The following is a 24,064-nucleotide window of genomic DNA, read 5'->3' as shown; positions in this document are numbered from 1 at the left end:
GCTGTGCGGTGCGGTTCAGCCGGACGCGGGCCGGGCGAGCCGGTGGAGCGTCGCCAGGACGTCGTCGAGCCAGGCGATCGTCATCCGCTCCTGAGCGATGCCGCCGCGCAGGACGACGTGCTGGAGTTCCTGACCGGCGTCCAGGGGGGCGGGGGCCTCGGGCCCGGTGAAGTCGCGCAGCTCCCCGGCGAGATAGCGGGCGAGGCGGTCCCGGTGCGCCTGCTGGTGCCGCTCGACCTCGCGGATCAGCGCGGCCGGATCGTCGAAGGCCGCACCGCGGATCTTCACGGCGAGGTCGTGCCGCAGGCTCTCGGGTTCGATCGGCTCGTGCAGCCACTGGGAGAGGGCGGCGAGGCCCGGGCCGGCGGCCGAATACTCGTTCTTGTCCGGCCGACCCTGCTGTGGGACGGTGCGGACGGTGAGCAGGCCTTCGCTCTCCATGCGCTTGAGGACGCGGTAGATCTGCTGGTGGGTGGCGGTCCAGAAGTAGCCGATGGACCGGTCGAAGCGGCGGGCCAGCTCATAGCCGGAGCCCGGCTTCTCCAGCAGGGAGACGAGGATCGCGTGTTCGAGCGCCATGCCGCGATCTTGCTATGCAACTTGTTGCACAGACAAGCCGCGGCAGTCAGGTGAGACGCGGCTCACCCGGGCGGGCCGGGCCCGCTCCGGTTGGCGGCCGTCCGACCCGTGGTCCCTCACCGACACCACCCCGCCCGTCCCGAAGGCGCCGGCGGTCCTGCCGGGCGTGGCCGCGTTCACCCGCGTCCGCACCTACGATCGCCCACAGCACGCCCGTACGGGCGCCCGAGCCTGTCCGCCATGGTCCAGGGCCTGGACCGGGTGATGGCGCCGGATACGTACCGGGGCCGTGCCTGCTGGTGGGGCACTCGTTCGACGGGATGCTCGCACTGCGGTACGCGCAGGAGCACCCGGAGCCGACCCGCGGGCCACCTCACGATCGCGGCGATCCGGCTCGTCGCGGACCGGGCCGCGACGCGGCCGAGTCCCGCCCCCGGCGCCTCGTAGGTCAGTGCCCGTTCGGCCGGTGTCAGAGTCCGAGGGCGATGGCCATGCGGGTCATCTCGGCGGTGCTGTTGATGTTGAGCTTGGCGCGGATGCGGCGGAGGTAGGCGTCGACGGTGTGCTTGGAGAGTCCCATGTGGCGGGCGGTCTGGAGGTAGGTGTGTCCGGCGGCGATGTGGCGCAGGGCTTCCTGTTCGCGGGGGGCGAGGAGGGTGGCTCCGGCGGTCGGTGCGGTGGGGGTGAGGCTCATGGGATTCCTCCGACGGTTCTTCTCGTCTCGGTCATCTCTGCTCACGACCTCGGAAGCAGGGGACGCTTTCCGGAATGCGGTGTTTGTCCCTGATAAAGAGATTGGTCGCGTGACTTCATGGCCGTGTCCGCCGACTGTCACAGGCGTGTGACAGGGCATGTCGCCGCGCTCCGGGCCCACGGCGACGTGCTTGACCCGCTTGACGTGCACGCGGCGGGGCGACAGCCTTGCTCGGAGTTACCGACTGGTAAGCGGGAGGGGTAGCCATGGACAGGGACGGCGCACGCGGCGGGCAGTGGGACGGCGAGCGGGAGGGGCGACAGGATGAGGAACAGGCACGGGACGACGCGGAGTTGATGTACCAGTCCGTCGAGCGGCAGACCGAGCTGGTCCGCACCGGCAAGACCACCTCCCGCGCGCTCGTCGAGGCCGCGCTCCGCCGCATCGCCCGGCTCGACCCCGTCCTCGGAGCCTTCCGCGTCGTCCTCGCCGAGCAGGCCCTCGCCGAGGCCGACGCGCGGGACGCGGAAGGGGCGGACGGCCCGCTCCACGGCGTCCCCATCGCGGTCAAGGACGAGCTGGACGTCGCCGGACAGGTCACCACCTTCGGCGGCGCCTCCAACCACACCCCCGTCCCCGACGACTCCGAGGCCGTACGACGCCTGCGCGCGGCCGGCGCCGTCGTCATCGGCAAGACGACGATGCCCGAGTTCGGCCAGTGGCCCTTCACCGAGTCCGTCGCCCACGGCCACACCCGCAACCCGTGGGACACCACCCGTACCCCCGGCGGCTCCAGCGGCGGCAGCGCCGCCGCCGTCGCCGCCGGTCTGGTCGGCGCGGCGCTCGGCGGCGACGGCGGTGGCTCGATCCGCATCCCGGCGGCCTGCTGCGGGCTCTTCGGCCTCAAACCCCAGCGCGGCCGGGTCTCCACCGCCCCGAACGCCCACCTCTGGTACGCCCTCGGCACCGTGGGACCGCTGACCCGCACGGTACGCGACAGCGCCCTGCTCTACGACGTCCTCGCCGGCACCACCCCCACCGACCGCTGGAGCGCCCGCCCCGCGACCACCGAATGGGTACGGGCCCTGGAGACCCAGCCCGGCCGCCTGCGCATCGGCTACTCCGCCAAGCCCGCCGTGCCCGGCGTACGCCCGCATCCGGCGCACGTCGAGGCCATGCTGGAGACCGTACGGGCGCTACGCGAACTGGGCCACGACGTACGCGAGGTCAACCCCCGATACCCGGACGCGACGGCCCCGTTCGCCGCTCAGTTCTGCGGAGGCGTACGGGCGGAGGCCGCCGCCGTCGAGCGCCCCGACCTGCTGGAGCGGCGCACCCGCAGCACCCTCGCGCTCGCCCGGCTGGTCCCCGAAGCCGCCGTGGAGCGAGGGATCCGGGCGGGGGAGCGGCTGGCGGTACGCGCGGACCGGATGTTCACCACCATGGACCTGCTGCTGACCCCGGTGATCGCCGAGCGCCCGCGCCCGGTGGGCGTGCTGGACGGCGCCGGGCTGCTGACGGCGCTGGCGCGCTCGCGCCCGATGGTCGCCTACACCGCGCTGTGGAACGTCACCGGACACCCGGCCGCCTCCGTCCCGGCGGGCCACGGGCCGGACGGGCTGCCGCTCGCCGTGCAGCTGGTGGGCCGTCGCGACGACGAGGTGACCGTGCTCCGGGTGGCGGCGCAGCTGGAGACGGTCCGGCCGTGGTCGCAGCGGCGCCCGGAGCTGCCGGCCGGGTGATCGGCGGCGCCGGGCCGTCCGGGCTGGGATAACAGGGCTGCCGATATCCGTCAAGTCACGAAATACAGGGGCGTGACGCGATGCGGGCGGCCGGGCCTACTTGAGTCATGGGTTCACGCAGGACCGGTGATCCCCTCCCCATCCCCCCACTGAGGAGTTCTCCCATGGCCCGCACCTCCCGCACCCTGCGCCTCGTGATGCTGACGGCCTCGTCCACGCTGGCGGCAGGAGCCGTGCTGCTGCCCACCGGCGCTTTCGCCGCCCCGGCGACCCCGAGCACGGCCATCGTCCAGTCCGACCGTGGCGGCGACGACCACGAGGACGGCCAGGACGAGGACTGGAGCCGGGGCGAGGACCGGAACGAGGACTCGCAGGGCTCCGGCGAGGAGGGCTCCGGCGAGGAGGGCTCCGGCGAGAGCGAGGAGTCGGGCACGCAGCAGGACGACACCCAGGAGGAGGGCTCCCTCCCGGGTCAGGACGCCTCCGAGCCGGAGGAGTCCGAGTCCGGTGTGGTCGAGGAGAGCTACTGCAACGACCCGAAGGCGCTCCCGGGGCTGTGCGTCGACGGCAAGCCGCTCCCGAAGGGCGACGGCACGGTCAAGGTTCCGCAGGGCACGAAGCTCTGCCTCGGAATCGACACTCCCCAGCAGTGCGCGGACCGGCAGCGGCCCACGGTGCCGAGCCCCACGGGCAGCCCCACCGTTGAGCTCGCCGTGTGACACAGGCGGCGACACGAGCCGGCAGGACATAAACCGACAGGACGTAAACCGACAGGACATGAACCGACAGGTCACGGACGAAGGGCGCGGCTCCCGATGGGGCCGCGCCCTTTCGCCGGGCACTCCTGCGCGGGGGACCGCGGGCGCCGGCAGCGGGGGCTCAGGCGAGCGGCTGCTCGACCGTGCTCGTGCCGTGACCCTCCTGGGACTCCCACGTCCACGTCTCCTCCAGGCGCAGGCGGCCGTCGGGGAGCTCCGTGACGAGCGAGGTGCAGTGCCCGGAGGCGGTCGTGCCGTCGCGACGGAGCTGCACGTAGCGGAAGTCGACGGCGTCGTCCGCCCGCGTGCCGACGAGGTAGCCCCTGAGCACGTCCCCGCCGCCGTACTCGGCCCAGACCCGGCCGTCCTGCTCGTGGTACTCGAACCGGGTCTGCCGGCCGACCTGCCCGGGTGCCTGGTCGGCCACGGGGACGAAGACGAGGCCGTCGAGCGAGCGCGCCACGGGTGACTCCTGGAGTAGGGCGGTCCGGGGCGGGCCCCGGCCGCGTGGACCGTCAAGGCCCGCCCGGGAGGCGGTGTGTCGGTTCGGCCAGGTGACCCCGTCGTGATCTTGTCCGTCCGTACAGGTCACCGCGAGGCGTGCCCAACGTACCGTACCGATGGGGGCGGTTGACCGCCCGGGCCGGTGCCGCGTCATCGCTCGGGCGGTCGGCAGCGGGCGGGCAGGCGCGGCCCGGACGGTCTGGGGCAGGGGGCTTCGACATGTCCGAGGCCACCGCCCGGATGTGGCGCACCCCCGTCTCACCGGCCCCGGCGGTGAACCGAGGCGTGTCAGGTGTGTCAGGTGTATCAGGTGCGGTCGTGGGCCGGTTCCGGCTCCCGGCCGTGCCGGGGAGTGCCGTCGTGCCGGGGGAGGAGGAACGGGGTCGCCAGGGCGAGGAGGCCGGCGATCACGATCGCGGTACGGGCGCCGGTGATGCCGGCCAGCAGGCCCCACAGCGCGGTCAGCGCGGCGATGGTCGCCTTGCTGGTGACCGACCAGGCGGACAGGGTGCGGGCGACCCGGTCCGCCGGGGTCCGGTCGAGCCGGTAGGTGGCGAAGACGGGGTTGAACACGCCCATGGAGGTGATCAGCCCGAGCTCCACGGCCATGACGAGCACGAGCCCGGTGGTCCCGGGCCCGACGAGGGCCAGCCCGAGCAGCCAGCACGCCCGCAACGCCCCGGTCGTGACCATGACCCTGTGCCGGCCGAACCGCGCGACGAGCCGGGGAGCCAGCCGTGCGCCGATCAGGCCGCCGACACAGGGCACGGCGAAGGCGAGGCCGTACTGCCAGGGCGTGAACCCGAGGTCGCGGACCATGAGGACGGCGAGCACCGGCGAGGCCGCCATGATCAGGCCGTTGACCAGGACCGTGTTGGCGAACAACGGGCGCAGCGCGCTGTCGCTCAGGATGAACCGCCATCCTTCGGCCAGGTCGCGGACGCGCAGCCGCGGCCGTTCCCCGGCGGGCGCGGGGCGCTCCTCCCGCCCGCCGATCGCGCGGATCCCCGCCGCCGAGAGCAGGTAGCTCACCGCGTTGGCCACCACGGTCATCACGGGGCCGATCAGGACGATCGCGGCACCGCCGAGCGGGGGGCCGAGCATGGTGGCGGTCCAGGTCGTGGACTCGAACCGGCCGTTCGCGACGAGCAGGTCCTCCGGCCGGACGAGTGCCTTCAGACATGCTCCACTGGCCGCCGTGAAGGCGATGTCGGCCGCGCCGACGACGACCGACACGACGAGTAGCTGGGCGAAGCCGAGCCGGCCGAGCGCGAACGCCACGGGCACGCTCATCAACGCCGTGAACCGGACGAGGTCCATCGCGATCATCACCGGCCGCTTGCGGCGGAACTCCACCCACGGGCCTAGCGGCAACGCCACGACCGAGCCGATCGCCAGCCCCGCAGCCGCCAGCACCGACACCTCGGTCGTCCCGGCGTGCAGGACGAGAATCGCGATCAAGGTGAACGCGTCGAACGCGAGCCACGTGCCGAGAGTGCTGACGGCGTACGCCGCCCAGAGCCATCCGAACCGCCGTCCCAGCGAGCGCCCGGTCACCATGATCAGCGCGCCCCCGCCCTCTCGCTCCCTCGTACGAACGACCTCAAGGTCGCCGGTGCCATCAAAGCGAGCACCGCGTCACCGGGTCAAAACCAGCGGGCGGGACCACCGAGCGGCCCGTGATCACCACCAGTAGGCGGGGTACCGCGGAGCGTCGCGGCGTACGCGGGAAGCGGCGAATCCGGTCAGTACCAGCAGGACCGCCGAACCGAAAAGCAGCGGGACGAACCGGCGGGGGTCCGGCGTCTGGAGCAGGATGATCACTGCGGTGGCCACGGCCGGCGAGTGCGGGGTGCGGGCGGTCATGTTCACGGCGAGCGTGATGCCGGCCGCGACGGCCGCCGCCCAGGCGCTGCTGCCCGCCAGGGCGAGTACGCCATAGCCCACGGCGCAGCCGACCAGGTGCCCGATGACGACGCTCCGCGGCTGGGCTAGCGGCAGCGCCGGGGCGCTGTGGACCAGCGCGGCGCTGGCGGCCAGCGGGGGTATCAGCACCGGTTCGTGGATCATCGCGCCGATCGCGACGAGACCCAGCAGGACGGCGGTCGCCGCGCAAATGCTGTGGAGGGCCGCCGCCGGGGTGGGCCTGGCCGGGGCCCGCCCGGCTCCCTTCGGGGAAGGGGGCGCTGCCGGGGCGGGCACGGGCTCGGGGCGCAGGATCGTGTCGGTGTGCATGTGTGTGGGGAACGTCCGGGATCGGCGGCCGACGGGCCGGGGCAGGGCGGGAGGACGCCCGGGCGGGTTGCCGGGGCAGGGGCGGCCCGGGGCGGGGGTGGGCCGGGGGGCGTCCCGTACGACGATATCCGGCCGGTCCTCCGCATCTCCGGCGGGGGCGGCAGCCGTCGGCGCGTCGGTGTGGGGCGTACGTGTGGGGCATGCGGTGTGGGGCATCGGTCTGGTGCATGGCCATACGGCCGAAACCCGGTGGCCGGGTCCGGCCGCGTGGCACAGGGATCGGCGATCGCCCGCGCGGGCCGGGTGCGCCGGGCACAATGGGCCATGGCCTTCGGCCAGGTCAACGAGGCGCAGGCGAAAACCGGTTGCTCGTGGCAGAGGGAGAGCCGATGGAACGGCGGATCCAGCAGATCGAACTGCCCGGCGGGGAGACCGTACTGGCCCGCGTCAGCGTGATGCGACCCGAGGACGTTCCCCGCGGATCGGACGAACCCGCCTATGAGGACGTGGGTGCGCTGGACCACCTCACCGCCCGCGTGGACCAGCTGACCGAACTGGTCAGCGGCATCGGCTCCGCCGTGCTCGACTCCGCGCTGGCCGCCCGCCCCGACGAGGTCAGCGTCACCTTCGGCATCGAGCTGATGGCGAAGCCAGGCAAGGCCGTCGCCCTGCTGGCGGACGGCGAGGCCAAGGCCGCGATCTCGGTGACCCTCACCTGGTGTCCCCGTGAAGGGGGTCGGTGAAAACCGAAAGGTGACGCTGTGCAGCCCGCGTTGGAGCCGCACAGCGCCTTTCCGACCGGTCAGCAGTCGCCGTGGCCTCCGTACCCTCCGTAGCCGCCCCAGTCGTCGTCGTCATCGTCGTCGTACCAGCCGTGGCCGCCCCGGTCGTGGTCCCAGCCGCCGCCGGTCACATAAGTGGCGGAGTGGGTCGGGGTTGCCGCCGAAGCCGTACCTGCGGCTCCGATGGCGGCGCCGCCGGCCATCAGAACGCCGATGGCGGACACCGCGAAGAGTCGCTTCACTCTCATTGCTCGCATGGTTTCAGAACCCTTCATCATTGCATTGAGCACGAAGACTTCTTTTCCTCCTCACCGATCAGATGAGATGTGATGCACGCGCCGCACCTGTGCTCATTGATTTCCCTGCACATGTGATGTGTAGAGTGCGCGCCCGCCGTCAACGCGACCTCCTCGGGCCACGGACCTCAGGGCTGGTGCGAAATTCGCACGCACGCCACGCGTGCCGGCGCGTCACTGCAGGCAAAGGGTGTGTTTCCCGCAATTGCCACAGTTACCTACGGACGATACTAGTCACCCACCCGACGGTCGGCATCTCGGGACGGCAGGCCGGCGAGGCTCAGACGGTCGGTTGTCAGTGGGGGCCGGTAGCTTGAGATCGCCTGCTCGTACGTGTGCGGGCGTCGATGCACCACGGGGGTACACGCGATGAGTTCGACCACTGCATGGAGGGCTGCCGGGGACCATGAGCTGACACTCGATCCCTGGGCAGGGCCGAAACCGGTGCTCCGCTGCCGTACCGCGGCGGGGCGGGAGCTGAAGAAGGTGCCGCCCGCGCTCAAGACGGAGCCGTTGGTAGGCGAGTTGACGGCGCTGGCGGAATGGATCGGCGACCATGCCGTCGAGGCGCGGACGAGCGTCGAGCGGTGGATGACGCAATGCCTGCCGGTGCCCTCCGCGTTGATACGGCAGGTGTGGCCCGACCCGTACTGGCAGCGCGCTCTGCGGTATGCGGTGATCGCGCCGTACGACGGGCCCGATGACGGGTCGGCGGGCGAGCCGGACCTGCGGCGTGCCGGGGTGTTCACCGGCCTCGCGCCGCGCCCGGGCGGCAGTGCGCTGGTGGTGACGGGACTCGACGGGGAACACGAGCTGGACGACGCCGTGGTAGTGGTACCGCATCCGGTGCTCCTCGACCCGCGCGGCACCGGGCTGCTCGAACGCTGGCGGAAGCTGCTGGATCCGCTGGGCGGGGAGCAGGGGATCGAGCAGCTGCACCGCGCCGTGTACGTACGGCCCGACTGCTCTCCCGCGCCCGCCCCGGGAGCGCGGAGCACCCGCGGGGGCATCACGGTCTTCCACGGCGCCTCGTACGAGTCCGGGGCCCGCTTCGAGCGCTCGGTGGCGCGGTTCGGCGGACGCATCAGCGGGGAGCGTGCCGGATTCACCTTCGGGCACCAGGGACTCTGGCACGGCATGGTCGCCGAGCTGCGCCACCAGGGCCCCGTGGCTCCGGTGAGCCTGCACGACTTCTGGTTCACCGATGTCTCGGGGCGGCACGGCAGGGGGGCGTACGACGTGGTGCCGAGGACCGTCTGGTCCGAGGGGATCAGGGCCATCACCGCCGTCTACGACGAGCGGGACGCCTCTCGGGGGCGCGCCTTCGGGACCATGCCCGCCGACGGGGCCTGCGGGTACCAGTCCTTCCTCGTCGCGTGCGCGGAGTACGCCGCGGCGGGCGCTCCGGAGGCCGGCCCCGCCAAGGACCAGCGGCCCGCCGACGCACGCCGGCTCCTCGGCGCGGGCGCGGTCCTCGCGGGCGACCCCGCCGGCCCGGACGAGGAACTGCTGACCGCGCGTCGCTACGGATCACCGCTGCCGGCGGACGGCGGGCATTTCGTACGGCTGGTCGTGGCACGGGCGGTCGGGGCACAGGACGCGGTGGCGCGGGCGCTGGGCCTGGAGCCCGACGCGGGCGAGGCCACACCGGTCGGCCGGACATCCGTACGTCCCCTGGACTTCCTGTCCCGGGTCTGCCGGGTGCACCCGGAGCTGGCACGGCAGGCGATGGGGCTACTCGCTCCGCTGCGCACGTGCGCGACGACGGCGGACACGAAACCGGGCCGGGCCGCGACCCGGCTTGCGACGAGCCTGAAGAAGCTGACGGCGCCTCACCCCGAGCTCCTGCCGTTCGCCCTCGACGAAGGAGCGCGGATCGTGGCCGCGGCGGGGAGCGTGGCGATGGCCAGGCCGCTCTACACCGAGGCACGCGCAGCCGAGAAGCGGCTGGGCGACATCGACGAGAGCGCCCTGTGGGAGCTCGTCTCGGAGTTCCGCGCGCTCGGCGTCGTCGACGAGAAGCTGCTCAGGCAGTACCGGGACGACGCCGCCGCACGCTCGTCGGCGAGCGAGGCGTACGAGAGCTACCGACGGCTCGTCCTCGAATGGTGCCGCGGTCAGAGCAGGATCCCCAGCTCCTTCGCCGTGGAGCTGGCGGCGGGCGGCGGCCCGCCGGCCGCCGACGACACCAACACCGAAATCTTCCACCTGCTGATGCGGGGCGGTGCACTGGCGACGGCCACGGCGCCCGTGTGGGAGGCCTGGGCGGCGCCGCTGGAGCGGGACCTCGCGGAACACCCGGACACGGTCGCACACCTGAGAACCCACCTGCCGGAGCCCCAGGGCTCCTCGGCCGTGGCGAAGACCGCGGCCGCCGAGGCGTGGCTCGCCCTCATGGCGCGCCTCGGCCGGCTGGACCGGCTCACCGGAGGGGCGGAGCCCGACTCCGCCGCGTCGGCGAAGGCGGCCAACGCCTGGCTGACGCTGTTCCTCCGGCGGTACGCGGGCCTGCGCCAGCCCGTCGCCGGCCTCGAACCGGTGCTGGCGTCGATCGCGGCACGGATGCGCGAGGCGGGCGAGACCCGCGACCCGCTGCTCGGGCTGGAGAGCAGATCGCTCGGGGGTGACTTCTGGGGCGTCGGCGTCGACCTCGAACTGCTCGCCCTGATGCGGCGGGTGGGAATTCCGCTCGCCGAACCAGCCGACGGGCAGCGGGTCTTCGCCCTGCAGTGGATACAGCGCCGTGGGACCGCCGGTGTCGAATCCGTACTCGGCGATCCCGCGTTCCGCGAGACCATCCGCACCGAACTGACCGGCGCCGTGCGGGGAAGCCACGGCTACACCGTCACACGGCACGGCCTCACGCCGTTCCCGAAGGTCACGAAGCGGGTGGCCGCGCTGAAGCCGTTGCGGGAGCTGATGACCGGCATCCTCGACGAACGTGCACGGCGCGTGCGGGCGGGCGGCACGGGCGGGCTGTTCGCCCTCCAGGACCTGCTGCTCCACGTCGAGCCCTTCGTCGTCGCCGGGGCGGCGAAGCACTTCGACGCCCATGTACAGGAGGCACTGGCCGCCGATCCCGCCGCACTGCTGGCGGACACCCTGCGCGCCCACTGCCCCGGCCACGGGCACGACGGAGGCCGGACGGACAGCTGCGGACTGCGGGAGGTGACCCTCGACCACGCGCGGAAGCTGCTGGAGTCGACGGACGCCACCACACGGCAGCGCCATGCGCAGGTGTTCGCCGTGGAACCGGCCACCCGCAGGAGCAGGTACCTCGCCTTCGACCCGCCGTCCGAGTTCGCGCAGGACCTGCTGCCCGGGATCGAGGCGGCGCTGCCGCCGATCACGGACGAAGGCTGCCGGTCGCAGGCGCTCGGCGTCGTCCAGGGCGTGCTGTGGTGCGAGATGTGGCAGGCGACGCTCCGCCGGTTCGTGCGAGTGGGAGGATGAGTCGATGGAGACACGAGTGCCGTTCGGGGACGCGTTACGGACCGAGCTGGGAGAGCCCCAGCGCCCTCTCCGACTGAGCAGCAGCCCCCGCTCGCGGGTGTGGCGCATCGCGCTGCCGACGTCGACAGCGGTGGTGAAGCAGCTCGTCGGCGGCCCCGACGCCGACGAGCGGTACGACCGTGAGGTGGCCGCCCTGCGGCTCGCGGCCCGATCCGCCGTGCCCGTCGTACCGGCGTTGCTGGCCACGGATCCCGCCGAGCGGGTCCTGGTACTGGAGGATCTGGAACACCGCCGCCCGGCCGACGACTGGATCGTCGCCTACGCGGCCGCGTTGGCGCGGCTGCACGCCACGGCCCGGCCGGACGACGCCGGGGTGCTTCCGCGGTGGCGGGGGCCGAGCCGGGCCGACGTCGCGTCCTTCCTGCGCCTGGCCGGTGAGCTGGAGGTCCCGGTCGCGTCCGGCGTGTCCGGCGAACTCGACGACCTCGTCGACAGGCTCGGCCGGACACCCGGGCATGCCCTCCTCCACGGGGACCCCTGCCCCGGCAACGATCTCCACACGGCCTCGGGGATCAGATTCATCGACTTCGAACAAGCATCATTGGGCAGCGGCGTGATGGAGCTCGCCTACCTGCGCATCGGCTTTCCGACCTGCTGGTGTGTCACTTCGGCGGCGGAGCCGCTGCTGGAGCGGGCGGAGAGCGCCTACCGCGCGGTGTGGCGCACCGCGACCGGCTCGGAAGTCCAAGGCGGGCTCACCGACGCGTGCGCCGGCTGGCTGATCCGCGGTGACGCGCTGGTCCAGCGGGCACTCCGCGACGGCACGGACCATCTGGCCCGGATTCCCCGCCAGGACTGGACGTGGGGCACCGCGACCGCTCGCCAACGGCTCGTGCACCGGCTCGGCGTCGTCGGCCGGATGACGGCCGACGATGCCTCCCTCACCCGCCTGAGCAGCCTCAGCACCGCCATGCGCCACCGCATGCTCGCCCGCTGGCCCACGCTCCGGCCCGTCCCCGTACAGCGGCCTCGAGGGCAGGACTAAGGCGTGGTGCGGGCCGGGAAGGAGAAGGTGTAGCCGTGCGCCCTGAGCCAGGGCAGGTACTCCTTGAGCGCCGCGACGGTCTCGCTGCGGTCGCCGCCCCCGTCGTGGAAGAGGACGGTCGGCTGCCGGGGGAGCTTGTCCTCGACGGCGGAGAGGATCGCGGGCAGGCCCGGACGGCTCCAGTCCTTGGGGTCGACGCTCCAGCCCAGCGGCCGCATCCCGCCGGCCGCGGCGATCACCCGGCTGTCGGGGGTGAAGGCTCCGCCCGGCGCACGGTAGTAGCCGACGGGAACACCCGGCACGGCCTTCTCGATCATGGCCTTGGCGTCGAGTATCTGCTGCTGCTGATAGGCGACGGGCTTGTGGTCCATCGTCACGTCGTGGTCGACGGAGTGGTTGCACAGCCGGTGCCCGTCGGCGGCGACCGCGCGCGCCAGGTCCGGGTACTTCTGCACCTTCGTCCCGATCATGCAGAAGGTGGCCTTGACGTGGTTCTCCCGCAGCACCTTGAGCACCTGGGGCGTCCAGCGGGGATCCGGGCCGTCGTCGATGGTGATCGCCACGTCGCGGCCCGCGCCCTGCGCCAGCCTGGAGATCTCCACCGGGACCCCGCTGACGCCCTGGACGGATCCCGAGCCTCCGGCGGCCGCGGAGTGGCGGCCGGGGGTCGTGACCGGGGAGCGGCCCGCCGAGTCGTCCGTCGCGGCCAGGGCCGGGGTGCCGGCTGCCGCCAGGAGGCCGAGGACGGCCGCCGCCGCGGCGGATCCCGCCCGCAGACGGCGTGCGGAACTGGTGGTGATGCCCATGGACGCGCTCTTCCTTTGCGCTCGGCCCCCCGGATCTCGCGTTGCCGATCCAGGCTAGGTCATGCCTCCGGGCCCCTTCCTCGTCCGATCGGCCCGTTCGACGGGCCCCGCCGGGGGAGTGAGGCAGGCCCTGCCCCGCGTCCGCGCCCGCCCCGCGGGAGTCGGGCGGCCCTCGGCGTCCCCTTGCGTGTGAGCAGTGTCACCGCCTGGCCGGCAGACCGTCCCGGGACCGGGATCTTCGCCACAGGTCGCCCTGACGCCTTCGACCGGCCGGCAGAGGCCCGGGTACAACCGGCCTGAGACGCCATTCCGGGCACCTGCCACGGCCGCCGCCCGTAGGCTGCGGCGATGCGCGCTGGAATCGGGTTCCTCGACAAGCTCACGGGCCGGTACCGGTCGCTGGCCGTCGACTCGCTGCTCGCGCTCGGTTACGCCGGCGCGGGCCTGCTCCTGGGGCAGGAGCAGCCGCCCGCCGGATGGCAGGCCGTGGACGGGCTGGGGGCGGTCCTCACCGCACTGGTGGGTCTCGTGCTGCTGGCCCGCCGGATCGCACCCGTCGGGGTGTTCGCCACCAGCAGCGCCCTGTGGATCCTGTTCATCGCCTGCGGATACTGGCCGGTGATCAACTCGATGCCCCCGCTCCTGGGCCTGTACACGGTCGCGGCGACCCGTCGCCTGCGTACGTCCCTCGTGTGCGCGGTGGTCGTGGCCGGGACGTGGGTGTATGCGGGACTGGGCAACGCCGAGAACAGCTCCATGCCGACCGTCCTCGCCCAGGCCGTCCTGTTCCCGGCCGTGGTGTTCGTCGTCGGGCGCGGCTCGGGAAGACTGGCCGAGCGGAACCGGCAGTTCGCCGAACTGACCTTCCAACTGCGCAGACAGCAGGAGGAGAACGCCCGCCAGGCGCTCACGGAGGAGCGGGTGCGCATCGCGCGGGAACTGCACGACGTGGTCGCGCACCACATGTCCGTCATCTCGCTCCAGGCGGGCATGGCCTCGTACGTGTTCCCCACGAACCCGGCGGTGAGCCGGCAGGCCCTGGACACCATCGCCCGGACCAGCAGGGAGGCGCTGGAGGAGATGCGCCGCATGCTCGTACTGCTCCGCGTCGGCCAGGAAGGGCCACCGGAAGGGCAGGTGGATCCGGCTGATGCCGAAGCCGAAGCCGAAGCCGCAGCCGAAGCCGAAGCCGAAGCCGCCGACGGTGAGTCGGAGGGCGAGGGTGCCTACGCTCCCGCCCCCGGGCTCGACCTGCTGGACCGGCTGCTCGAGCGGGTGCGGGGCGCGGGGGTCCGAGCCACGATGGAAGTCGTCGGTACCCCCACGCCACTTCCTCAGGGCATGGCACTGTGCGTCTTCCGCGTGATCCAAGAGGCACTGACCAACGTGCTCAAGCACGCGGGGCCGACCAGGGCGGCCGTCACCATCCGCTACGAGAGCAGCGCCGTCGTGGTCTCGGTCACCGACGAGGGAGGCGGCGACGCGCTGCCGGACGAGGCGACCCCACCTGGGCATGGGTTGATCGGGATGAGGGAGCGCGCGAAGGTCTACGGCGGCACGGTCACGGCCGGCCCCCGCGCCGTCGGCGGCTACGAGGTCCGACTCGTCCTTCCGTCACCCACCGACGGCGAGCGCCCGGACACCCTGCCCACCCCCGGCCCCGGGGACGTCCGGTCCCGATGAGGCACGCCGCCGGCGGCAGGCTCCCGACCAAGAGCCACCGGAGCAGCGCGAAGGTGCCGGCCGCGAGGTCTTGGGATCGAGGCTGTCGGTGACCAGGCGTGCGGCCCGGGACGCACCGGGCCGGGTGGTGGTGTCCCGCCTCGCGCGGCCCGGCCTGCCGACTGTCGGCCCGTCATGGGGTGGGGGACCGGAACATGACGGTTCCGTACGAGTACCGCCCGGGTTCGGTCAGGGCCAGGCTGCCGGCGCTGTAGTCGACGGCGACCCCGATCATCGACAGGAAGGTGTCGGGTGCCTTCACGGTGCTGATCTGGGTCCTGGCGCCGTCCTTCGCCGTGTAGGCGTACACGGGCATGTCCTTGGTGGCCTTTCCGCCGAGGACGTACACGGTGTCCTCGTCGGATCCGAGGAAGCGGGGGAGGGTGAGGGTGTCGACCGGCTGGGTCCACCGGGTCGCGCCCGTCTCGAGGTCGAAGGCGACGATCTGAGGCAGTGCCGAGCTGCTGCTCATGGCGTCGCCCGCGACGACGTAGGCCGTGGATCCGTTGAAGGCGATGTCGTAGCGGCTGGTGCGACCGAGGCGCCTGCTCTGGTTCAGCTGGACCGGGCCGGCGGCGGAGGCGAGCGGGATGACCCGGGCCAGGCGGCCCTCACGGGTGAAGGTCATGAGCTCCGGCTCCTTGGTCTTGCCAAGGCCCGGGGGCGTGAGGATCACGGTCATGGGTCCGCCGCCGACCAGATCGCCATGCGATTCCGGCGGGATGGGCACGGGTTCGGGGGACAGCTCCTTGCCCGTCGCGTCGAGGGTGACCACCCAGTACCGCCAGCCGGCGCGCTGCACGCCGATCATGACCATGAGCCGGTCGTGGTGGGCACTCATGCCCCAGTTCAGCACGTACTGGTTGAGGGGCACGCCCGCGTTGCGCCAGGTCCAGGCCTCGGTCCCGTCGGGACGCAGCCCGACGACGGTGTTGGGCGTCATGACGGCGAGGACGCCCCCGGCGATGAAGGCCAGCCGGGTGGTGTCGTCGGTGACCGGCTTGCCGTCCATGAGTGCCCCGGACACCTGCTTGGTCCAGGTGATCGAGCTGCCGTTGCGGGTGTCGACCAGCGAGACGCGGTCGCAGCTGGCCTTGACGTCGAGCGGGTCGCCCTTGATCCACGCGATCGCACCGAGGCCGTCGGCGGTCAGACCCTCGGTCATACCGCAGGGATGCATGTCGGGTTCGGGCGGTGCGAGGGTGCCCAGCGACTTCCCGGTCGCGGCGTCGAGGATCTCGACGCCGATCCCGCGGCCGACGTAGTAGGCGGTCTTCGTGCGCCAGGTGGCCATCAACGGCGTGAGCAGCGTCTCGCCTTCGGCGGGCCCCGTCTTCCAAGCCTGGGCGAGCTGCGCCGGGGCGAACGGCTCCTTCGGCGCCGGGCTGCTCTTGGACGCCGGACGCTCGGCCGTGCCGCCGCAGGCCGTCGCACCGGTGAGGAGGAGAGCGGCGGTGGCGGTGGCGGCGAGGATCCGGCGGCCGCGGTCCCGCAGACGTGTGCCGCTTCGCGGTGGCGGTACGGGACCGCGGACTTCGGCGGGGTGCGGCTGCGAGTGGTGCGCCATGCGGTGGTGTTCTTCTTTCGCTGTGCCGGGTGGTGCGGTCGGACTCATACGTACTCAGGCGCGCTCAGGCGGACTTCTGCGGCTTCTGCGGACTTCTGCGGACTCGTGCCGCGCGGCCGCCGAAGCCGGCGCCCGCCTACGACGAGTGTGTCAGTGCCTGGGAGATGATCCAGACGGCCCAGGCGATGGGGATGAGGGTCACGTAGGCCTGCGGCCGACGGAGCACCGCCGGGCCCGTGTCGAGGTGGGTGCGTCCCGGGGCGGGCGTCGACGGCGGAAGCTTGCTGAACTTCCGGTAGGCCAGCAGGTTCCATACGAGCGTGAACGGGTTGAAGATCACGAGGGAGAGAGGGCCCCACCATCCCAGGCACAGGGTCCTGGTGGTCATCTGCCGGACGACGGCTATGCCGCAGGCGCGGCAGAACGGTCCGTTCAGGTGCTCGAACTTCATCATGATGAGCACGCCCACGTGGGACCGGACCTTGAAGTCCTCGGCGGACTGCGCGCTGCACGCGCGGCACGAGCGCGGTGCTTGGTTCGCGGCCGCCGCGGCTCCGTATCCACCGGGCACGGGCGCGTGGTTCCAGGCCGGCGCCGGGGCCGCCTGGCCGTACCCTCCGTCGGCACCGTAGGGGTTGCCCGGTACGGGGCCCTGGGCGGACGGGTGGTGCTGCGGTGTTGTCATGGTGAACGGTTCTCCAGGATTGCTCGTGCGTGCCGACGCCATCCGCGGAACGGAGGTGTGTCGGCCGCGCCCGGGTGCTGCTTCACGGGGGCCGTGCACATGACCGACCCCCAGGCGCTGATCTGCGGTGATGTGATCATTGTGGGGGCCGACCGCGGGGACCGGATGAGTGCGCGTACTCAGATCGGGGTGGTCGCGTGCTCAGACCTCCGGGAGGCGGAGCCGGTACGACCGGCAGGATGACCCCCGTGGCCCTCCTACCCGAAACCCGCGACCGCGCCGCCGCCGACTCGGTACGGACCCGTCTGGCCGCAGGGGGCGCGGCGTTGCTGGTCGTCGGTGCGGGGCTGGGGCTCAGAGCCGTGGCGACGGGCAGCGTGGCCAAGTACGGCGGAGACGCGCTCTACACCGTGCTCCTGCTGTGTCTTGTCGTGCTGGTGGCGCCACGGGTATCGCCCCTGAGGGCCGCGGGAAGTGCGCTGGCGGTCAGTTGCACCGTCGAGTTCCTCCAGCTCAGCTCGGTGCTGGCGGACCTCTCCCGACGCAGCACGCTCGCCCGCCTCGTCCTCGGTTCGACCTTCAACCCGCCGGACCTCTTCTGGTATTCGGTGGGCGCGGCGTCCGGATGGCTCCTCCACACCGCGGTGCGCTCCCTCCGAGCGCGTCCTGCTCGGCTCCGCGCCGCGGCACGGACCTGACCGCCCGCGCCGCAGGGCGACGCGGGTGGGGGGGGTGGTGGAGCGGGAAGCCCCGCTCCCTCCCTGCCCGGCCTTACTGGGCCGTGACCGTCGAGCCGGTCCTCAGGCCCTCGTCGCGGATCACGTTGCGGTGCTCCTCGTAGACGAGCCGCGCGTCGTCGTTCGGAAGCGCCGGGGTCATGAGGCCACAAGCACAGGTGACCACCGTGAGGTCGGACAGAGCGCGCAGGGTATGGCCCTCGGGGCTGGTCCGGGTGGTTCCGGCGGGCCTCTCGTATCGGAGGTTGTGGGGGTAGCGGCGTGTGCGGGCGGCGGCCGGGGCGATGCCGTCGCCGGTGCGTTCGAGGGTGAAGCGGTGCTCGCTCATGGGTCCAGTGTCGTCTGCCGCACGCGACGAACGCGCGCTCGCGCGGCAGGACACGGCGAGAGTGCCACCGGCCGCGCCGCCCCCAGCCCCCGCGGCGCAGCCAAAGACCGTGGTCCGGGCGGTCAGGCGGTGGCGAAGACCCCTTCGGGCGCGTCGTCGAGGACGAACCCGTTGTCGAACCGGACCCGGACCGTCACCCGGAGCTTCCGCTGTTGGTGGGCGACCCACTCGGGTGCCAGCGCGCTGACCTGCTCCTCGAGCTGCTTCCTGGTCCCCGGGGGCATCTGGTGGCCGAAGTCGTCGAGCAGCGACTTGAGGCGTACGTACTCGCGGACCTCATGGCTCTGTTCCTCCTGCCGGGGATCGTTCACCCGCTCGACGGTGCCCTCGATGCCCGACGCCAGGGAAAGCGAGCCGGCGACGGCACCCGTGTCCGCCGCGGGGTCCTCGGCCAGGGCGACCGCCCCGGACAGCTTGAGGTCTGCTGCCAGTCTCACCCGCTGGCCTTGTTCGAGGGTCATGGGTCCTTCATCTCTCCGGCGGTCGGGTCGCGACCCCGTGCGCGCACGGTGGCGACCCCGGTCGGTGCCATTATCCGGCCTGGGCGGTGGCCCGGAGGCGGGTGGCGGCCGCTTCGGCCTCCCGAACGACGCGGTCGGTGTCGACCTCGACCAGACGGCCGCCGAGCTTGAGCGCCCGCCCGTCCACGAACACGGCGTCGACGTTCTCGGGCCGCCCGTTGAAGACGACCTGGCCGACCCAGTCGAAGCGCGGCGCGAAGTTCAGGGCGGCCGGGTCCACGACGACGACGTCCGCCCGTTTGCCGGGAGTCAGGGAACCCACCCGGTCGGCGATGCCGAGAGCCTCGGCGCCGCCCAGCGTGGCCATCCGCAGGACGTCGTGCACCTGTGGGAAGACCCCGACGTCCGCGGCGCGGGCACGTTGCAGGCCGATGGCCGTCTTCATCAGCGCGTGGAAGTCCGAGCTGTCGTTGGTCCCGCCGTCCAGGCCGAGCCCGACCTTGACGCCCCGCCGTCCGAACTCGGACAGCCGCATGATGCCGGAGGCCAACCGCATGTTGCTCAGCGGGCAGTGGGCCGCCCGCACATCGTGCTCGGCGACTGCGGCGATCTCGGCGTCGGTGAGGTGGATCGCGTGGTTGATCAGGAGCCGCGGACCCAGCGCGCCGATGTCGCCGAGCACCCCGATGGGGTCGTCGGCGCGCTGCTCGGGGCGTTCCAGGACATGGGAGTTGAGCATGACGCCCATGTCCTGGGCGAGGTACCAGTGCGCGCGGTTCAGGTCCTGGACGGCCCGGGCCGCGTGCGTGGCGACCTGGAAGGACCCGAGCGGAACGGGGTCGACGAGTTCCTTCTTCACCTTCCTGACCAGCACCCCGTCGGGCTTGGGCGGGAACATCGCGTAGGTGAAGCGCACGCCGGTGCCGGCCAGGGCCCGTACGTAGCTCTCGACGAGGTCGTACGAGAAGATGTCGACCCAGTCCACCAGCGTGGTCACGCCCGACTGGACGGCGTCGAGGGCGGCGAGGCGCACGAAGCTGTGGACGGCGGAGGGCGTCAGTCGGCCGCGTTGGGGGTCGGTACACCCCTCGAACCAGCCGAACAGGTCGCGGTCGGTACACCCACCGCGGATCACCGCCTGCCAGAGGTGGGTGTGGGTGTCGACGAATCCCGGCATCGCCAGCTTGCCCGAGGCGTCCACCACCAGGGCGCCGCGCGGCGCCTGGAGGGCGGTGCCCACGGCGGCGATGGTGCCGTTCTGCATCAGGACGTCGGCGTTCTCGACGGCGCCGAGGGGGCCGTTGCCGATGGCGGGATCCATGGTGAGCACCAGCGAAGCCCCGCGGAGCAGGACCGTCCGGCCTCCTTGGAGGGGTGCATGGGCCCGGTCGACCTGGTCGACCTGGACGGGCTGGTGGGCGGGGCGGCCGCGGAGCGCGGGACCGGCCGTGACGCCGAGGACGAGCGGGGCGGCGGCGGCCAGACCGAGGCCGGTGAGCAGATCGCGTCGGCTGGGGGCCGACGGCGGCGTGGGGATCGACTGCATGGCGTGTTACCTCCCGAGGGCTCAGAACGGAAGGCCCGCCCGGGCGACGCCGTGGGGGGCGTCGAGCAGCGGCGGGAGATCACACGCAGCATGCCCAGCGAACGGCCTTTCGATAGGCGTCCGCGGAAAACTTTTTCCGTTCCCGTCATGTGACGGTCATTTCGCCGCCGACTCGTCGCGCGCCCGACGGTCCCTCGAACCCGGTGGAACGGACGGGGACCTTGCCCGCCTGCTGCGTCAGGCCCCGGCGCCGGCGAGGCGGCGCATCGTGTCCATCAGCTCGGGCGGCGGTGCGATGCGCATCGTCTTGGTCTCCTCGTCGACGACGGTGATCGTGGTCAGGCTGCCCGCCCGCCACCAGAACACCCGCGGCGAGAGACGTCCGGGGCCGTCCTCGTAGGCGCCGAGACCGAACTGGGCGAGGTCGTTGACGGCTTCGCCCACGTGGCGGTCGGCGAGCGGGTAGAAGACGAGGTTGTGCCGGTTCGGAACCGTCAGCAGCACGCCCTCGGCGGGAAGTTCGGGTCCGCCCGCGGCGCGTACCGCCTCCTCGAAGACGAGCGCCTTGCTGGCGGCGTAGACGGAGTCGCCGCCGATGATGTGGAGGACGGCACCACCGGGCCGCTCGAGCGTGTCGTAACCCACCGGTTCGGCCAGCAGGTTGGCGCGTGCGGCCGTGTAGAGCACGTCGCGGTCCACCCGGGCGATGTCCTGGTCGTCCAGCAGGCGGACTTGGTCCGGGGTGTCGTACGCGATGCCCTCCAGCAGGTCGGTGGCGACGGGCCGCAGGTAGCCGAACTGGTGCAGGGCCTCCGGCGGTATGGACTCGGCGGCGGCCAGCCGCAGGTAGACGTTGCGCAGCGGCTCTGCGGCGGCGTCCGGGGCGGTGGGGGGCGTCTGGTCGGTCATGCGCGGTTCCTTCGGCAATGGTGCAGGCGGTGGGTGGGTCGATCGCGCCCGGCGCGGCCCGCCCCCGCCCGGCGCGGCCCGTACGGGGAGCGCGGGAGGCGGACCGGTGAGGAGTTCGCGGGGCGAGCGGCGAGCGAAGGGGCGGATCGCCCTTGCGGGGTGCGTCCCTGTCTGTGGGTCAGGTCCGGGACCAACCGGACACCGGCACCGTACCAGCGCGTTGCGGAAGCCCGTGGTCCGGGGCGGGGCGCCTCCGGCTCGCGCCGGTGTCACGCATGAGGCCCCGGAACGAGAGTTCCGGGGCCTCGGCTGTGCACTTCGCTTGACCATCCGGTTCAACGACGGACCGTGCGGTGGGTCACGCCCACGGGATTTCGAGTATGGGCGTGGTGGCGTGTACGCGTCCTAGTCGGTGTCGTTGGCGGTCGCGAGGGCGGCGGTGTAGCCGTGGGGGGCCGGGAGGTCGGTGAGGGCGTAGCCGGGGACGGTGGCGGGGGTGGCGTGTGAGCCGACGTAGGGGTGGGTGAGGCCTTCGGCGAGGCCGTGTCCGCTCGCTTTGAGGGCGGCTTCCTTACGGGTCCAGATCCGAGCGAGGGCCTGGGGACGTTCGGCTTCGGGGAGGTTGACGAGTTCGTCGGTCTCTTCGGGGTGGAGGGTGTGGAGGACGTCGGTGACGGCTTGGGGGGTGGGGGTCTGTTCGATGTCGACGCCGACGGGGTGCGTGGCGAGGGCGAGGTAGGCGAGGTCACCGCTGTGCGAGAGGTTGTGGTGGAGGGGGCTGTCGGGTGTGGTGGGGCGGCCGTGGGGCCCGCCGCAGGTGGGGCAGTCTTCGCGGGTGAGGCGGATGCGTTCCGGCGGGAGGCCGAGGTACGCGGCGAGGATGATGCGCAGGCCGAGGTGGGCGGCGAGGTAACGATGCCGGTCGGCGGGCTTGATCATGCGTTCGGCACGGGTGCGTTCGTCCGCGTCGAGGATGGTCGCCGCGTCCTTGACGGGGTGTCCGCCGAGGGTGTCGACGGTGGTGTCCCAGGCCCAGACGACGGGGGCGCTGTCGGCGGGGGGCGGCCCGATGCGTGGTGGTTCACCGCCGAGTTGATTCACGTGCTCGATCACCTGTCCGAGGGTAGAGCAGTCGGCGGGCGTCCGGGCGGGGTGCCCCGGGACCCGGGCGAGTGTGGTCTCCCCAGTCGTCGATCGCGCCGTCTGCCACATGGGGTTTTGGGTGTGCGGGTGATGTGGCGGTGTGCGGTGTGAGTACGGTCTGTTCATGTACTTGAGTGGAGCGGGGCACGTGCAGGGGCAGGGGCGGGGGCATGTCCTCGTGGTGGCGGGGGATGTGGCCGTGCGTCGGCGCGCGGTGCAGTTGGCGCCGAGCGCCAACGTCGCGGCGCTCGCGATGGTGCCGGGTTCGGTGCTGCTGGCCAGCGACGTGCCGTGTGACACGGTCTGTCTGGACGGGGCGCGTGACCCGAACACGGTGCTGACGCGGTTGCGGGGGGCTGCCGCGACGCGCGGGCCGTTGCTGGTCTATCTCTCGGGTCGGCTGACGGTCGATCGCCGTGGCGGTGGGTTGTGTTTCGCGCTGGCCGGGACGACGGCGGGCACGGTCCGGTACAGCGCGCTGCCGTGGGAGTGGCTGGGTGCCGAGCTGCGGGGACGTCCGGCCGGCCTCACCACGGTGGTCGTCGACCTCGTCGCGGACAAGAACGCGTGGCCGTTGCTCCAGGAGCACGCCAGTCTGCCGGTTTCCGAGTCGGCGGAGGTCTACGGGGTGGTCTGCCCGCCGGCGTTCGCCCCGGCCGCAGCGGGCGCCGCGGTGAGCGGCTACACCCGGCATTGGATCGAGCAGCTGCGTCGCGGGCCGGGCCGGCCGGCCAATGTCCAGGTGCATGCGCTCGCGGTGTCGGCGGCGGCGTTGCCCCCGGGAACGCTCGTCCTGCCGACCGCGCGTGAGCTCGGCATGCGCTCCGGTCCGCAGCACGAACCCGGACGCCCCCACCAGGCACACGCCGCCCACCAGGCAGACGTCCCTCACCAGGCGCACGTCCCTCACCAGTCACCACACCCCGAGCAGCCGCAGCAATCCGCCGCCGCGCCGGTCTCCTTGCCGCGCTCCGCGTCGGCCCCCGTACCGCCCCCCGTACCCGCGTTCGTACCGGGCTCCGGGCCGGTTTCCGGGTCTGGGTCGGTCATGGGTGGGGGTGGGGATCCGCGGCCGTTCATTCATGCCCTGGCCGTGGAGGGCCGCCATGAGGAGGCGGCCGGGCTCGCCCGGATGTGGGAGGAGCACGTGCTGCAGAGGTGCGGGCATGCCTCTCCGGAGGCCATCGGGTGGGCGGAGATCCGCGCTGATCTGGCACGGATGGCGGGCGATTTCCCCTCGGCGACCCGGATGTGGATCGGCGCGGGTCAGGCGCGTCTGACACGCCAGGGCGCCGGCGCGTTGGAGGTGCATGCCGCCGCGGCCGGAGCCCTGTACTGCTGGGCGCAGCTCAGGGACCGGGCCCTCGTGTTGCAGTTCGGACCCGACCTGCTCGCTCTCCTGCGGGTCCTGCCGCTGTCGGACCCCCGCCATCTGCGTCTGGCCGAGCAGCGGCTGGAGGCGCTGCGCACCGCTGACCGCCAGAGCGCCCTGCACCCGTAACCCCCGGAACCGGGCGCGTCTCTTAGTATTCGCCGTCGAGAGCCGTGGCGGATTCGGCCTTCAAGCACTTCGAGACGACGTTGAAGAGCAGCACGGGGTTGCCGGTGGCCGACTTCTCCTCGGTCTCGTCGTACGCCGCGTCGATGCCGAGGTGCGCCGTGATCGCGGGGAGGGCCGCCGCCAGGCCCCGGCCGCGTAGGCGCTCTGGATGGCCGTCAGCTCGCCCGCGTGCTCGGCGTACTCCGCCTCGGGCAGCTCTCCACCGCCGTCGCCCGCCTGGATCAGGCCGGCGCCATCGACAGGGAGCCCGCCCCGGCCGACCGTCGCCGCCGCCTCGTCCGGCCCGCCGCGGAGCCCTGCGCCCGCGTCGCAGAGGTCCGCGCCACCACCCTCGACACCACCCCGCTCCCCTCACCCGGCGGCCCGTCCGTGCCGTAGCCGTCCTGCCCGCATCGAGGGTCGCGCTGACCGCCCAGTCGGCCGAACAGGCCGGTTGTCGAGACACCGCGTC

Annotated in this window: 23 protein-coding genes; 9 read left to right on the top strand and 14 right to left on the bottom strand. The window is 72.6% G+C overall.

Annotation, left to right across the window (positions count from 1 at the left end; genetic code table 11):
• Positions 1 to 15: 15 nt before the first annotated feature.
• Positions 16 to 579: a PadR family transcriptional regulator gene (locus tag ACZ6JT_RS00200; RefSeq protein WP_469205587.1), complete on the bottom strand. Its 564-nt coding sequence runs from the start codon at positions 577 to 579 to the stop codon at positions 16 to 18.
• 469 nt (positions 580 to 1,048) lie between these two features.
• Positions 1,049 to 1,273 carry a response regulator transcription factor gene (locus ACZ6JT_RS00195; protein WP_469205585.1) on the bottom strand — a complete coding sequence of 75 codons (225 nt, stop codon included), beginning with the start codon at positions 1,271 to 1,273 and terminating at the stop codon, positions 1,049 to 1,051.
• Positions 1,274 to 1,539: 266 nt separating this feature from the next.
• Between ACZ6JT_RS00195 and ACZ6JT_RS00190 the strand changes: the two genes are divergently transcribed.
• Both ACZ6JT_RS00190 and ACZ6JT_RS00185 read left to right on the top strand, forming a co-directional pair.
• A complete protein-coding gene (locus tag ACZ6JT_RS00190) occupies positions 1,540 to 3,015 on the top strand; it encodes an amidase (protein WP_469205583.1) in 1,476 nt (491 codons plus the stop codon).
• Positions 3,016 to 3,179: 164 nt separating this feature from the next.
• Positions 3,180 to 3,734, top strand: coding sequence for a hypothetical protein (locus ACZ6JT_RS00185; protein ID WP_469205581.1), 555 nt, complete (start codon positions 3,180 to 3,182; stop codon positions 3,732 to 3,734).
• A 160-nt stretch (positions 3,735 to 3,894) separates the two neighbouring features.
• On the opposite strand, the gene ACZ6JT_RS00180 is transcribed toward ACZ6JT_RS00185, so the two are convergent.
• The 3 genes from ACZ6JT_RS00180 to ACZ6JT_RS00170 all read right to left on the bottom strand — a co-directional run bounded on the left by ACZ6JT_RS00180 (position 3,895) and on the right by ACZ6JT_RS00170 (position 6,512).
• On the bottom strand, positions 3,895 to 4,236 hold the full coding sequence (locus ACZ6JT_RS00180) for an avidin-fold protein (protein WP_469205579.1): 342 nt from the start codon (positions 4,234 to 4,236) through the stop codon (positions 3,895 to 3,897).
• Between the two features lie 347 nt (positions 4,237 to 4,583).
• Positions 4,584 to 5,837: an MFS transporter gene (locus ACZ6JT_RS00175; RefSeq protein ID WP_469205577.1), complete on the bottom strand. Its 1,254-nt coding sequence runs from the start codon at positions 5,835 to 5,837 to the stop codon at positions 4,584 to 4,586.
• A gap of 123 nt (positions 5,838 to 5,960) precedes the next feature.
• Positions 5,961 to 6,512: an HPP family protein gene (locus ACZ6JT_RS00170; RefSeq protein WP_469205575.1), complete on the bottom strand. Its 552-nt coding sequence runs from the start codon at positions 6,510 to 6,512 to the stop codon at positions 5,961 to 5,963.
• Positions 6,513 to 6,901: 389 nt separating this feature from the next.
• On the opposite strand from ACZ6JT_RS00170, the gene ACZ6JT_RS00165 reads away from it, so the two are divergent.
• Positions 6,902 to 7,255 carry a CU044_2847 family protein gene (locus ACZ6JT_RS00165; RefSeq protein WP_469205573.1) on the top strand — a complete coding sequence of 118 codons (354 nt, stop codon included), beginning with the start codon at positions 6,902 to 6,904 and terminating at the stop codon, positions 7,253 to 7,255.
• A 59-nt stretch (positions 7,256 to 7,314) separates the two neighbouring features.
• On the opposite strand, the gene ACZ6JT_RS00160 is transcribed toward ACZ6JT_RS00165, so the two are convergent.
• Complete coding sequence (locus ACZ6JT_RS00160) at positions 7,315 to 7,542, bottom strand: hypothetical protein (RefSeq protein ID WP_469205571.1); 228 nt, start codon at positions 7,540 to 7,542, stop codon at positions 7,315 to 7,317.
• Positions 7,543 to 8,034: 492 nt separating this feature from the next.
• Between ACZ6JT_RS00160 and ACZ6JT_RS00155 the strand changes: the two genes are divergently transcribed.
• Together ACZ6JT_RS00155 and ACZ6JT_RS00150 are read left to right on the top strand one after the other, a co-directional pair.
• Positions 8,035 to 11,043: a DUF4132 domain-containing protein gene (locus ACZ6JT_RS00155; protein WP_469205569.1), complete on the top strand. Its 3,009-nt coding sequence runs from the start codon at positions 8,035 to 8,037 to the stop codon at positions 11,041 to 11,043.
• A gap of 4 nt (positions 11,044 to 11,047) precedes the next feature.
• Positions 11,048 to 12,088, top strand: coding sequence for an aminoglycoside phosphotransferase family protein (locus ACZ6JT_RS00150; protein ID WP_469205567.1), 1,041 nt, complete (start codon positions 11,048 to 11,050; stop codon positions 12,086 to 12,088).
• Here ACZ6JT_RS00150 and ACZ6JT_RS00145 read toward each other — a convergent pair.
• Positions 12,085 to 12,894, bottom strand: coding sequence for a polysaccharide deacetylase family protein (locus ACZ6JT_RS00145; RefSeq protein ID WP_469205565.1), 810 nt, complete (start codon positions 12,892 to 12,894; stop codon positions 12,085 to 12,087). The two genes, ACZ6JT_RS00150 and ACZ6JT_RS00145, sit on opposite strands and share 4 nt — an antisense overlap.
• A gap of 348 nt (positions 12,895 to 13,242) precedes the next feature.
• Between ACZ6JT_RS00145 and ACZ6JT_RS00140 the strand changes: the two genes are divergently transcribed.
• On the top strand, positions 13,243 to 14,577 hold the full coding sequence (locus ACZ6JT_RS00140; protein ID WP_469205563.1) for a sensor histidine kinase: 1,335 nt from the start codon (positions 13,243 to 13,245) through the stop codon (positions 14,575 to 14,577).
• A 172-nt stretch (positions 14,578 to 14,749) separates the two neighbouring features.
• Here the strand turns inward: ACZ6JT_RS00140 and ACZ6JT_RS00135 are convergent, their stop codons facing one another.
• Positions 14,750 to 16,183: a hypothetical protein gene (locus ACZ6JT_RS00135; protein WP_469205561.1), complete on the bottom strand. Its 1,434-nt coding sequence runs from the start codon at positions 16,181 to 16,183 to the stop codon at positions 14,750 to 14,752.
• Between the two features lie 136 nt (positions 16,184 to 16,319).
• On the bottom strand, positions 16,320 to 16,868 hold the full coding sequence (locus ACZ6JT_RS00130) for a hypothetical protein (RefSeq protein WP_469205559.1): 549 nt from the start codon (positions 16,866 to 16,868) through the stop codon (positions 16,320 to 16,322).
• A gap of 248 nt (positions 16,869 to 17,116) precedes the next feature.
• On the opposite strand from ACZ6JT_RS00130, the gene ACZ6JT_RS00125 reads away from it, so the two are divergent.
• Positions 17,117 to 17,566 carry a ribosomal maturation YjgA family protein gene (locus ACZ6JT_RS00125; protein ID WP_469205557.1) on the top strand — a complete coding sequence of 150 codons (450 nt, stop codon included), beginning with the start codon at positions 17,117 to 17,119 and terminating at the stop codon, positions 17,564 to 17,566.
• A gap of 73 nt (positions 17,567 to 17,639) precedes the next feature.
• On the opposite strand, the gene ACZ6JT_RS00120 is transcribed toward ACZ6JT_RS00125, so the two are convergent.
• The 5 genes from ACZ6JT_RS00120 to ACZ6JT_RS00100 all read right to left on the bottom strand — a co-directional run bounded on the left by ACZ6JT_RS00120 (position 17,640) and on the right by ACZ6JT_RS00100 (position 22,022).
• Complete coding sequence (locus tag ACZ6JT_RS00120; protein ID WP_469205555.1) at positions 17,640 to 17,933, bottom strand: hypothetical protein; 294 nt, start codon at positions 17,931 to 17,933, stop codon at positions 17,640 to 17,642.
• Positions 17,934 to 18,055: 122 nt separating this feature from the next.
• Entirely contained in the window at positions 18,056 to 18,454 is a 399-nt protein-coding gene (locus ACZ6JT_RS00115) for a hypothetical protein (protein WP_469205553.1), read from the bottom strand.
• 70 nt (positions 18,455 to 18,524) lie between these two features.
• Positions 18,525 to 20,000: an amidohydrolase family protein gene (locus ACZ6JT_RS00110; RefSeq protein WP_469205551.1), complete on the bottom strand. Its 1,476-nt coding sequence runs from the start codon at positions 19,998 to 20,000 to the stop codon at positions 18,525 to 18,527.
• 237 nt (positions 20,001 to 20,237) lie between these two features.
• The gene (locus ACZ6JT_RS00105) at positions 20,238 to 20,909 is read right to left on the bottom strand and encodes a hypothetical protein (RefSeq protein WP_469205549.1); all 672 of its coding nucleotides are present in this window, start codon (positions 20,907 to 20,909) and stop codon (positions 20,238 to 20,240) included.
• A 405-nt stretch (positions 20,910 to 21,314) separates the two neighbouring features.
• The gene (locus ACZ6JT_RS00100) at positions 21,315 to 22,022 is read right to left on the bottom strand and encodes a 4'-phosphopantetheinyl transferase family protein (protein ID WP_469205547.1); all 708 of its coding nucleotides are present in this window, start codon (positions 22,020 to 22,022) and stop codon (positions 21,315 to 21,317) included.
• A 178-nt stretch (positions 22,023 to 22,200) separates the two neighbouring features.
• Between ACZ6JT_RS00100 and ACZ6JT_RS00095 the strand changes: the two genes are divergently transcribed.
• A complete protein-coding gene (locus ACZ6JT_RS00095; RefSeq protein WP_469205545.1) occupies positions 22,201 to 23,553 on the top strand; it encodes a hypothetical protein in 1,353 nt (450 codons plus the stop codon).
• A 228-nt stretch (positions 23,554 to 23,781) separates the two neighbouring features.
• A complete protein-coding gene (locus tag ACZ6JT_RS00090) occupies positions 23,782 to 23,991 on the top strand; it encodes a hypothetical protein (RefSeq protein ID WP_469205543.1) in 210 nt (69 codons plus the stop codon).
• The last annotated feature ends 73 nt before the right edge of the window (positions 23,992 to 24,064 follow it).

Source organism: Streptomyces sp. NPDC046308, from assembly GCF_055588065.1.
Note: the sequence above shows the minus strand (reverse complement) of the source record. Positions and strands in the feature narration are given on the sequence as shown.